Annotated in this window: 12 protein-coding genes; 3 read left to right on the top strand and 9 right to left on the bottom strand. The window is 74.4% G+C overall.

Annotated features, from left to right (window positions below):
* Positions 1–12 precede the first annotated feature (12 nt).
* Positions 13–1,596 (bottom strand): DAK2 domain-containing protein, encoded by a 1,584-nt coding sequence (locus tag ACIWVC_RS01480; RefSeq protein WP_396453727.1) that lies wholly within the window; start codon positions 1,594–1,596, stop codon positions 13–15.
* Positions 1,597–1,776: 180 nt separating this feature from the next.
* On the opposite strand from ACIWVC_RS01480, the gene rpmB reads away from it, so the two are divergent.
* A complete protein-coding gene (gene rpmB / locus ACIWVC_RS01475) occupies positions 1,777–1,971 on the top strand; it encodes a 50S ribosomal protein L28 (protein WP_030164391.1) in 195 nt (64 codons plus the stop codon).
* A 123-nt stretch (positions 1,972–2,094) separates the two neighbouring features.
* On the opposite strand, the gene thiD is transcribed toward rpmB, so the two are convergent.
* The 3 genes from thiD to ACIWVC_RS01460 all read right to left on the bottom strand — a co-directional run bounded on the left by thiD (position 2,095) and on the right by ACIWVC_RS01460 (position 4,830).
* Complete coding sequence (gene thiD, locus ACIWVC_RS01470) at positions 2,095–2,907, bottom strand: bifunctional hydroxymethylpyrimidine kinase/phosphomethylpyrimidine kinase (RefSeq protein ID WP_396445878.1); 813 nt, start codon at positions 2,905–2,907, stop codon at positions 2,095–2,097.
* Between the two features lie 43 nt (positions 2,908–2,950).
* Entirely contained in the window at positions 2,951–3,814 is an 864-nt protein-coding gene (locus ACIWVC_RS01465; protein WP_396445877.1) for a cellulose binding domain-containing protein, read from the bottom strand.
* 101 nt (positions 3,815–3,915) lie between these two features.
* Positions 3,916–4,830 (bottom strand): thiamine-phosphate kinase, encoded by a 915-nt coding sequence (locus tag ACIWVC_RS01460; RefSeq protein WP_396445876.1) that lies wholly within the window; start codon positions 4,828–4,830, stop codon positions 3,916–3,918.
* 135 nt (positions 4,831–4,965) lie between these two features.
* Here ACIWVC_RS01460 and ACIWVC_RS01455 point away from each other — a divergent pair, with 135 nt between their 5' ends.
* Together ACIWVC_RS01455 and ACIWVC_RS01450 are read left to right on the top strand one after the other, a co-directional pair.
* Entirely contained in the window at positions 4,966–5,199 is a 234-nt protein-coding gene (locus ACIWVC_RS01455) for an Lrp/AsnC ligand binding domain-containing protein (protein WP_396445875.1), read from the top strand.
* Positions 5,200–5,206: 7 nt separating this feature from the next.
* On the top strand, positions 5,207–5,692 hold the full coding sequence (locus tag ACIWVC_RS01450) for a DUF3515 domain-containing protein (protein ID WP_396445874.1): 486 nt from the start codon (positions 5,207–5,209) through the stop codon (positions 5,690–5,692).
* On the opposite strand, the gene ACIWVC_RS01445 is transcribed toward ACIWVC_RS01450, so the two are convergent.
* From ACIWVC_RS01445 to ACIWVC_RS01425, 5 genes are read right to left on the bottom strand one after another with little or no spacing between them, the layout of a single operon-like run.
* Positions 5,693–6,244 carry a nuclear transport factor 2 family protein gene (locus ACIWVC_RS01445; protein ID WP_396445873.1) on the bottom strand — a complete coding sequence of 184 codons (552 nt, stop codon included), beginning with the start codon at positions 6,242–6,244 and terminating at the stop codon, positions 5,693–5,695. It lies immediately after the preceding gene.
* Entirely contained in the window at positions 6,244–6,438 is a 195-nt protein-coding gene (locus tag ACIWVC_RS01440) for a ferredoxin (protein ID WP_396445872.1), read from the bottom strand. Before ACIWVC_RS01440 ends, ACIWVC_RS01445 begins: the two co-directional genes overlap by 1 nt.
* Positions 6,435–7,775: a cytochrome P450 gene (locus ACIWVC_RS01435; RefSeq protein WP_396445870.1), complete on the bottom strand. Its 1,341-nt coding sequence runs from the start codon at positions 7,773–7,775 to the stop codon at positions 6,435–6,437. The genes ACIWVC_RS01440 and ACIWVC_RS01435 overlap by 4 nt, the downstream gene beginning before the upstream one ends.
* On the bottom strand, positions 7,772–8,551 hold the full coding sequence (locus ACIWVC_RS01430) for an SDR family oxidoreductase (protein WP_396445869.1): 780 nt from the start codon (positions 8,549–8,551) through the stop codon (positions 7,772–7,774). Before ACIWVC_RS01430 ends, ACIWVC_RS01435 begins: the two co-directional genes overlap by 4 nt.
* Positions 8,552–9,748 carry a cytochrome P450 gene (locus ACIWVC_RS01425; protein ID WP_396445868.1) on the bottom strand — a complete coding sequence of 399 codons (1,197 nt, stop codon included), beginning with the start codon at positions 9,746–9,748 and terminating at the stop codon, positions 8,552–8,554. It lies immediately after the preceding gene.
* Positions 9,749–9,751 lie beyond the last annotated feature (3 nt).

Genomic DNA, 9,751 nt, shown 5'->3' with positions numbered 1-9,751 from the left:
GGACGACGGGAATCACTCGACGCCGATGAGCAGGGGGTACCGCTCCTGCCCGCCGTCGTAGACGCCGACCTCCACATCGGGGTGCTCCCGCCGGAGGTGCTCTTCGAGGGCCTCCGCCAGGCCGGGCGGGGCGTGCGCGCCGGCGATCAGCGTGACGAGTTCGCCGCCGCCGGAGAGCATCCGGTCCAGGAGGCGGCGGGCCACGTCCGCGACGTCCGCGCCGATCGTCGCGACATCGCCCTCGATGAGGCCGAGGACGTCGCCCGGCTGGCACAGCCCGACGCTCGTCACCGCCTCCTGCGCGGCGATCTCCAGATGGCCGAAGCGCGTCGCGCCGGCGGCCCGGGTCATCTCGATGACGTCCTCGCCGAAGCGGCGCAGCGGGTCGTGCACCGCCAGCGCCGCCATCCCCTGGACCGACGCCTTCGTCGGCACGACCGCGATCCGCGCGCCGCCCTCCCGCGCGCGCTCCGCGGCGGCCTCGGCGAGCGCCAGCACCCCCGGCTCGTTCGGCAGGACGGCCACCTCGTCGCCCGCGGCGAGGATCGCCTCCGCCAGCACCGCGAGCGGCGGCGCCGCGCCCGGCTCCCGGCGGACGACCCGCGCGCCGCACTCCTCGAACAGCGCGGCCAGCCCGTCGGCGGCGGTCACCGCGATCACCGCGCGGCCGATGTGCGGCGCGTGCGGCCCCTCCGGGGCCGCGTGCAGGCAGCCGACCCGGATCCGGTGCGGGCGGCCCGCCGCCATGCCCGCCTCGATCGCGGCGCCGGCGTCGTCCACGTGGACGTGGACGTTCCACAGCCCGTCGCCGCCCACCACGACGAGCGAGTCCCCGAGGCGGTCGAGCGTCTCCCGCAGCGCGTGGACGGCGCCGTCCGGCGCGTCCAGCAGGTACATGACCTCGTAGCCGGGCCCCTGCGGCGCCGGGCGCGCCGGCGCGGCCGCGGGCGTCCCCGCCGCGCGGGCGGGCACCTCGTACCGCTCGGGGTACTCGTCGGTGATCACGGCGGTCAGGGCGTCCAGCACCACGCACAGCCCGGCCGCGCCCGCGTCGACGACGCCGCTGCGGGCGAGCACGTCGAGCTGCCCGGTGGTGCGGCGCAGCGCCCGCCGGGCGCCCGCGGCGGCGGTCCGGCACGCGTCGGCGAGCCCGGATCCCGCGCTCGACGCGGCGGCCTCGGCGACCACGCTCAGGATGGTCCCCTCCACGGGATGCTCGACGGCGCCCCGGGCCAGCCCGGACGCGTGCCGCAGCGCCCCCGCGAACGCCGCGCCGTCCGGCGGCGCCTCCAGCGGGCCGAGGACGTCGGCGAGGCCGCGGAGCACCTGGCTGAGGATCACGCCCGAGTTGCCGCGCGCGCCGAGCAGCGCGCCCTGCGCGAGCGCCCGCCACGTCTCGGCGGGGCCCGCGACGTCCGGCAGCTCGTCCAGCGCGTCCGCCGCCGCGATCACGGTGAGGTGCAGGTTGGTGCCGGTGTCGCCGTCGGGGACGGGGAACACGTTGAGCGCGTCGATCTCGCCCCGGGTGCGGCCGAGCGCCTCCGCCGCCAGCCTGCACCAGCGCCGCACCGCCGCGCCGTCGAGCACCTCGCCCACAGACCCGCTCCCCTGCTCGTCCGGCCGCCGGCGATTCGCCTACCGGCGGGCTGTCGGCTAGTCTGGTCCGCGCGCCTCTTCCCGGGGCGCCCATCAGTGAGCACCCATGATGCCCGGCCCGCCCGCCGGCGGCACCGGGCGGCGCTCCGGCCAGAGCATCGACACCACTTGGAGTTTCCCGTGGCTTCCGTCTGCGACGTCTGCGGCAAGGGACCCGGTTTCGGCATGCGCGTCTCCCACTCGCACCGCCGCACCCCGCGCCGCTGGAACCCCAACATCCAGCGCGTCCGCGCCGTCGTGAACGGCAGCACCAAGCGCATCAACGCCTGCACGTCCTGCATCAAGGCCGGCAAGGTCGTCAAGCCCACGGTCTGACCTCCCGGGCCGCCGCCGGAGCGGCACGCCCCGCTGGACTCCGAGTCGGCTCATCGGTTCGCTCCGATGGGCCGGCTTTCGCATGTCCGGGCCTTCCCCCGCGATCGCGGACGCGCGCGTTGATCAGGAGCGGTGGCGCCAGGCGTGGTCGACCGGGCCGATGCCGGCCCCGAGGGGGAACCCCGCGGCGATCGCGCCCGTCACGTATTCCTTGGCCTTGGCGACGGCCGTCGGCACGTCGTCGCCCAGGGCCAGGTTGGACGCGATGGCGGAGGCCAGGGTGCAGCCGGTGCCGTGGGTGTGGCGGTTGTCGTGCCGGGGGGCCGTGTAGTGGTGCTCGTTCTCCCCGTCGAACAGGAGGTCGGCGGGCTCGCCCGGCAGGTGGCCGCCCTTGATCAGCACCCACTCCGGGCCGAGCGCCTTGACGGCCTCGGCGGCCTCGCGCAGGCCGGCCTCGTCCACGACCTTGACGCCGGTCAGCTGCTCCACCTCGTAGAGGTTGGGCGTGACGACGGTCGCGGCCGGGACGAGGGCCGAGCGGACGGCGTGCACGGCCTCGGGGGCGAGCAGCGAGTCGCCGTGCTTGGAGACGCCCACCGGGTCGACGACGGCCGGCGCGTCCGACGCGGCGATGGCCTCGGCGGCGATTTCCACCAGCACCGTGGACGCGAGCATCCCGGTCTTGATCGCGTGCACGCCGATGTCGGACAGCACCGAGTCGAGCTGCGCGCGCACCGCCTCGGGCGGCAGCTCCCAGTAGCCCTGGACGCCGAGGGAGTTCTGCGCGGTGACGGCGGCGATGACGCTCATCCCGTGGACGCCGTGGGCGAGCATGGTCTTCAGGTCGGCCTGGATGCCGGCGCCGCCGCCGGAGTCCGAGCCCGCGATCGTGAGGACGAGGGGCGGGGTCGTGGACGAGGACGGAATACGCGACATACCGCCCACTTTAGGGTGATCCGACCGGCTCGGCGATCCGGCCTCAGACCAGCGCGCAGGGAAGCTTGTTGAGGATGCAGGAGGACGGCCGGGACGCGGTGCCGCGCGCGGTGAACACGATGCGGACCTTGTCGCCGGGCGCGATGCCGCTGCGGCCCCGGACGAAGGCGACGCTGCCGGTGCGGACGACGGCGGCGCCGCTGATCGCGGTGACCGAGGCGTTCGGGATCTTGAAGGCGAGCGCCCACGCGGTGACGGGCCGCGGGCCCTTGTTGGCGATGGTGGCGGTGGCCTTGAAACCGCCGGGCGTCCTCGACGCGACCCGGAAGGCGATGATGAGGCCGTCGTCGCGGGCGGCGCCGCGGCCCGCGCGCTCGCCAGGGCCGCGCTGGGAGACCTGGCTGTCGCGCGGGTTGGTGACGGTGTCCCGGGGAGTGCCGCCCGCGAAGTTGAGCGAGATCTGCTGCGTGCTCAGCGCGTAGGAGACGATGCCGACGGCGACGACGAGCGCGACGATCGGCAGCATCGGGAGCGGCAGCATCGAGATGAACTTCGTCCAGCCGCGCCCGTCGGACGGTTCGGTGCGGGGGTCCGGCCGGTCGCGCGGGCGTTCCGGGGGCTTCTCGGGGGCCGGGGCGGCGGAGGGGGCGCCGGGGTAGTCGCCCGGATAGTCGCCGGGGAGCGGGTCGAACCGGTAGCCGCGGGGAGGGCCGTGCTGGCGCTCGGCGGGCGGCGGCGGCCCCGGCCGGGGGCGCTCGTACGACGACACGAACACGCGGTCGTCGGTCGGCCCGGAGAAGGCGTCGTAGGACGGGTCGGCGGGAGCGCCGTAGTACGGACCCTGGGACGCGGGGACGCCCGGCAGGGGTTCGTCGTCCGGGTGCTCGTGCCTCGTGTGTCGTCCCATCCCATCCCTCTTCGATCACAGGATGTATACCAAACCCGTACCAAACCTGCCTACCGGATGCTTCAACGCACTCGGCTGTACGCGGTCCGTGAGGGCGCCGTTCAGACGGCGAAGTGATCCCATGCGCCGGGCGGCGGTTCGCGTCCGTCCACGCGCACCCCCGAACCCGCTGCCACGACGCCGATCCGCGACCAGGACGGCGGCGGCGCGCCGGGGAACGTGCCGGCGAACGCGTGGTCCTCGCCGCCGGTGAGCGCGTGCCGCAGCCCGTCCGGGCCGAGGACGTCCGGGACGGGGACGTCCGCGGAGTCGATCTCGATCCGGACGCCGCTCGCGTCCGCGATGTGCCCGAGGTCCTGGACGAGCCCGTCGCTCACGTCCAGCAGCGCGGTGGCGCCGTGCGCCCGCGCCTCGTCCCCCGCGCCGTAGGGCGGCTCCGGGCGCCGGTGCGCCGCGATCAGCTCTGCGGGCCCGTCGCGCCCCTCGGTGAGCAGGGCGAGCCCGGCGGAGGCGAACCCGAGCCTGCCCCGCACGGCCACGACGTCTCCGGGCCGGGCCCCGGACCGCAGCAGCGGCGCCTCGCCCCCCAGGTCGCCGAGCGCGGTGACCGCGAGCGTGACCTGCGGTGCGGAGACGACGTCGCCGCCGGCGACGGAGGCCCCGGCGGCGCGGCACTCGTCCGCGAACCCGTCGTAGAGCCGCTCGGCCCAGCCGGCGCCGGTCTCGGCCGGCGCCGCGAACCCGATGAGGAGGGCGGTCGGCCGCGCGCCCATCGCGACGACGTCGGCGAGGTTCTGCGCGGCGGCCTTGCGTCCGATGTCGTAGGGGCCGGACCAGTCGCGGCGGAAGTGGCGCCCCTCCACCAGCAGGTCGGTGGTCGCGACGACGCGGCCGTCCGGCGCGGCGACCACGGCGGCGTCGTCGCCCGGGCCGAGCCGGACCGCCGGACCCGGCGGCAGCCGCCGCGTCAGCCGGCCGATCAACCCGAACTCGCCAAGCTCGCCGATCGTGCCCATCCGCGCCCGTTCCCCCGTGTTCCGCCTGATCCGCACGCGTCGCGGCGGCACCCGGCACCCCGGGGGCCCCGCGACGGCGCGTAACACGATACGGTGAACCGTCCGACGGTTGATTCTCCGCTTGGGGAGGACGTGATGGTGCAGGCCTACATCCTCATCCAGACCGAAGTCGGTAAGGCCGCCGAGGTGGCGGGCCACATCCGCGGCGTGACCGGCGTCACCTTGGCTGAGGACGTCACGGGGCCTTACGACGTCATCGTCCGGGCGGAGGCGCGCAACGTCGACGAGCTGGGCAAGCTCGTCGTGGCGCAGATCCAGGCGGTCGAAGGCATCACCCGCACCCTCACCTGTCCGATTGTCCACATCTAGAGGGCTCGTGCCGGGAGGTCGTTCCCGCGGGCGGGGCGCGCGGTTCCTCGCACTGGTCTGGGCGGCGGCGCTGGCCGCGCCGGCGGCGGGGTGCGGCGACGGGGCCGTGCAGGTGCCCGTGCCGAGCCCGGACGCGGCGGGCGCGCGGCTCTGCGCGGGCCTGCGGCTGCCCGAGAAGGTGCACGGCCAGGAGCGCCGCGACACCTCCCCGGACTCGCCGCTGACCGCCGCGTGGGGGTCGCCCCCGATCGCGCTGCGCTGCGGCGTGCCGCGGCCCGCCGCGCTCCGGCCCACGTCGGAGCTGGTGACCATCAACGGGATCGACTGGTTCGGCACGCCCGCCGACCGGCCGGTGACCTGGACGGCGGTGGGACGGCAGGCGTACGTCGAGGTGACGGTGCCGCCGAAGTACAACCCGGCCGGGGACGTGCTGATCGAGCTGGGGCCGTCGATCGAGGCGACGATCCCGGCGAAGCCCGAGGGCCAGATCTGATCACCAGATGGGGACGGGGCTCTCCCCGCGCGGGTAGTAGCCGGGGACCGGCTCGCCGGACGAGGCCCGCTCCAGGCGGCGCTTCATCCCGTCCGACAGCACGTCCGCCTTCATCATCTCGACGAACACCGACGTGACGTTGCCGAGGTCGAACCAGTCGCGCTGCCACGACCACTGCCGGTTCCCCGCGTACCGGAACCAGGACCCGCCGATGCCGGGCACCTCGTAGGGCGTCCCGTCGGGGCGCACGGCGTCGGCGACCTGCTTCCAGAACCCGACGACCTCGCCCTTGACCTCGTCGACGAGGATGCTCTGGTACGGGTACGTCCAGCCGTCGAGGCCGCCCATCTCCAGGCCGAGCGCGATGTCGCGGATCTCGTCGCGGCCGACGGCCATGAAGTCCTGGTTCGGGCCGATGTTCCAGCCGTAGGTGGCGTCCTCGGTGTAGAGGTCGGCGAGCGGGCGCCAGTCGCCGAGCTCCTCGCACCGGCGGTTCTCCGCCAGCCAGTGCTCCACCATCGCGTCGAGCTCTTCTCGGGGGAAGGACGGCATCACGTCTCCAGCAGTCTGAGGGCCTGGGTGGGGCAGTAGCGGACGGCGGCGGCCACCTCGGCGCGCGCGTCCTCGGGCGGCTCGGGGTCGAGGACGCGCACCTTGCCCTTGCGCGGAACCTCGAAGACGTCGGGGGCCTCCAGCTCGCACATGGCGTGTCCCTGGCACAGGTCCAGGTCGGCCTCGATCCTCACCGGCGCCTCCTGCGGTAGCGGACCGCGCACGGCCGGGCGAGCTGCACGACCATCTTGGAGTGGTCGTTGCGGTAGGTCTCGGGCGGCTGCGCGAACTCGAACTCCCAGTCCCGGAGCAGGACGGAGAAGATGGCCTTGAGCTGCATCATCGCGAAGTTCGCGCCGACGCAGCGGTGCCGTCCGGCGCCGAACGGCACCCACGTCCAGCGGTGCAGGAGGTCCTCCTCGCGGGGTGCGACGTAGCGGTCCGGGTCGAAGGCGTCGGGGTCGGGGAAGTCCTCGGGGATCCGGTTGGAGACCGCGACGCTGCAGCCGACCATGGTGCCCGCGGGGATGCGGTGGCCGAGGACCTCGTGGTCGTTCTTCGCGACCCGCAGCAGCAGGATCAGCGGCGGGTGCAGCCGCAGCGCCTCCTTGATCGCCGACTCCAGCCTGGGGATGGCGCGCAGCGCCTGGAACGACACCTCGCGGCCGTCGGCGTACAGCTCGTCCAGCTCCCGGACGACGCCGTCCAGCACGCCGGGGTGGCGCAGCAGCTCGATGAGCGTCCAGGCGGCGGTGCCGGACGTGGTGTGGTGCCCGGCGAACATCATCGAGATGAACATGCCGGTGACCTGGTCGGCGTCGAACCTCAGCGCGCCGTCCGCGTCCTTCACGGACATCAGGACGTCGAGGAGGTCCCGGTCCTCCTTGGGCGGGTTCGGCTCCCGGCCGTCCATGATCCCCTGGACGAGCTCGACGAGCGCCGCGCGCGCCGCGTCGCGCTTGCGGAAGCTCTCGATGTCGGCGTACGGGTCGACGTAGGCGATCGCGTCGGTGCCGCGCTCCAGGTCGTGGTACAGGTCGGCGAACCGGCGGTCGAGCTGCTCGCGGAACTTGCGCCCGATCAGGCACGCCGACGAGGTGTAGATCGTCAGTTCGGCGAACCAGTCGAGCAGGTCGATCTCGCCCTCGTCGCCCCAGCCGGCGACCATCCGGTCGACCTCGGCGGCGATCGTCGCGGCGTGCCCCTTCATGAACGAGCCCTTGAGCGCCTGGTTGTGCAGGGCCTCCCGGCGCTGCTCGGGGGTGGCGTCGAACACCACGCCCTCCCCGAAGATCGGCGTCATGAACGGGTACGCCTCGGCCTGGTCGAGCTCCTCGTCGGGGGCGCGGAAGAAGAACTCGTTGGCCTCGGCGCCGGACAGCAGCACCACGCGCCGCCCGGCGAGCCGGAACTCGCCGACGTCGCCGCACTCGTCCCGGACGCGGCGCATCAGCCCGATCGGGTCGGTGCGCAGCTCCTCCAGGTGGTCGGGACCGCCCGACACGACGCGCGGCTCCACCAAAGCGGTCATGAATCCTCCAGGGGGGCTTCGGGCTGGACTTCGACGAGCCGGAGATGGGCGCCGCGCGGCGTCGCGACGATCGCGGCGACTGCGGCGGCGACGTCGGACGGGCGCAGGAAGTAGGGGTGGCGGGCGTGGCCCCACTTCACCCAGTCCTCAAGGACGGCGCCGGTGGTGTCCGCGTCCCAGGTCATGCCCATGCCGGTGGCGGTGGGGCCGGGCCGGACGATGGACGCCCGCACGCCCGTCCCCTCCAGCTCCATCTGCATGGTGCGGGCCATGCCCTCCACGCCGTTCTTCGCCGCGGCGTAGGCGCCCGTCCAGGAGCGCGGGGCGGGGACGGTGTCGGACGAGATGAACACGATGTCGCCGCGCCGCCGCGCCACCATCGGCGGGACGAAGTGCGACACGAGGCGGTGCGCGCCGACGAGGTGGACCTGCACCTGCGCGAGGAAGTCGTCCGGGTCGAGTTCGTGGAGGCGCCGCGCGGACAGGTCTCCGGCGCTGGACACCACGATCTCGATCGGGCCGAGCGCGTCGCCGGCCGCCGCCGCGAACGCCTTGACCGAGTCGGAGTCGCTCACGTCCAGCGGGTGCGCGAACGCCTCTCCCCCGCCCGCGCGGATCGTCGCGGCCAGCTCCGCGCATCTCCCGGCGCGCCGCGCGCCGAGCGCCACCGGGTGCCCGGCCGCCGCCAGGGCCGTCGCGGTGGCCGCGCCGATGCCGGACGACGCGCCCGCCACCACGGCCGGGCGCCGCTCCGGGTGGGGGTCGAACCTGGGCATCTACCGCACCTCCACGCTGACGGGCAGGGCCGCGAACCCGCGGACGTTCACCGAGTGCACCCGCTCGGCGTTCGCGAAGTCGACCTCGTAGGAGGCGACGTTCCGCACGAACTCGGTCAGCGCGATGCGGGCCTCCAGCCGGGCCAGGTTCGCGCCGAGGCAGAAGTGCCGCCCGCCGCCGAAGCTGACGAGCTGCGAGGTGTCGCGGTCGAGGTCGTAGGCGTCGGCCTCGGGGAACACGCGCGGGTCGCGGTTGGCCGAGCCGACCAGCAGCAGCACGCGGTCGCCCGCGGGGACCCGCACCCCGTGCAGCTCGACGTCCTCGGCGACCCTGCGGGCCAGCATCTGGCTGGAGGTGTCGTAGCGGAGCGTCTCCTCCACCCAGTCGTCCACCCGCGCCGGGTCGCGCAGCGGCTTGGCCGCCTGCGCGGGGTTCCGCGCGCCCCAGTACAGCGCGTTGGCGAGCAGCTTCGTCGTGGTCTCGTTGCCGGCGACGACCATCAGGAACAGGAACGCGATGATCTCGGTGTCGTCCAGCCGGTCGCCGTCGATCTCGGCGTCCAGCAGCGCCGACGTCAGGTCGCCGGTCGGCTTGCGGCGGCGCTCGGCGACCATGTCCTGGTAGTAGCCGACCAGGGTGAGCGCCGCGTCCATCCCGGCGGGCGGGACGTCGTTCAGCCCCTCCTCCCGGTGGACGACGGTGTCGGCGAGCCGCCGCACCTCCGCCCGGTCGGCCTCGGGGACGCCCATCATCTCGGAGATGACGTCCATGGGCAGCAGCCCGGCGAAGTCGGCGACGAAGTCGAACTCCCCCTTTTCCAGGGCGGGCTCAAGATGGCGCAGAGTCAGCCGGCGGATGTCGTCCGCCATCTCCTTGACGCGCCTCGGCGTGAAGCCCTTCGACACGAGCGCGCGCATCCGCGTGTGCCGCGGCGGGTCGAGGGCCAGGAACGACATCGTCCGGTGCGCGTGCGGCCCCCAGGCGCTCGGCTCCACCGAGACGCCGTGGGAGCTGGAGAACGTCGCGTGGTCCCGGAACGCCGCCGCGACGTCGGCGTGCCGGGACAGCGCCCAGAAGCCGATCTCGTCGTTGCGGTAGAGGGGCGCCTCCTCGCGGAGGCGCGCGTAGAGGGGGTAGGGGTCCTCGTGGACGGCGTAGTCGAACGGGCTGTAGGAGACCTGCGCGGCAGGGTCCACGGC

The sequence above is a fragment of the Actinomadura sp. genome, assembly GCF_044508335.1.
In the GTDB taxonomy this organism is placed as follows: domain Bacteria; phylum Actinomycetota; class Actinomycetes; order Streptosporangiales; family Streptosporangiaceae; genus Spirillospora.
The sequence above is the reverse complement of the archived record's forward strand: the minus strand, read 5'-3'. Positions and strand labels throughout refer to the sequence as shown.

Bases quoted from the DNA above. Each gene is read 5' to 3' on its own strand.
- ACIWVC_RS01435 (WP_396445870.1), bottom strand. From the start codon at position 7,775: ATGACCGCTTTGGTGGAGCCGCGCGTCGTGTCGGGCGGTCCCGACCAC.
- ACIWVC_RS01455 (WP_396445875.1), top strand. From the start codon at position 4,966: ATGGTGCAGGCCTACATCCTCATCCAGACCGAAGTCGGTAAGGCCGCC.
- ACIWVC_RS01445 (WP_396445873.1), bottom strand. From the start codon at position 6,244: ATGCCGTCCTTCCCCCGAGAAGAGCTCGACGCGATGGTGGAGCACTGG.
- ACIWVC_RS01430 (WP_396445869.1), bottom strand. From the start codon at position 8,551: ATGCCCAGGTTCGACCCCCACCCGGAGCGGCGCCCGGCCGTGGTGGCG.
- ACIWVC_RS01465 (WP_396445877.1), bottom strand. From the start codon at position 3,814: ATGGGACGACACACGAGGCACGAGCACCCGGACGACGAACCCCTGCCG.
- thiD (WP_396445878.1), bottom strand. From the start codon at position 2,907: ATGTCGCGTATTCCGTCCTCGTCCACGACCCCGCCCCTCGTCCTCACG.
- ACIWVC_RS01460 (WP_396445876.1), bottom strand. From the start codon at position 4,830: ATGGGCACGATCGGCGAGCTTGGCGAGTTCGGGTTGATCGGCCGGCTG.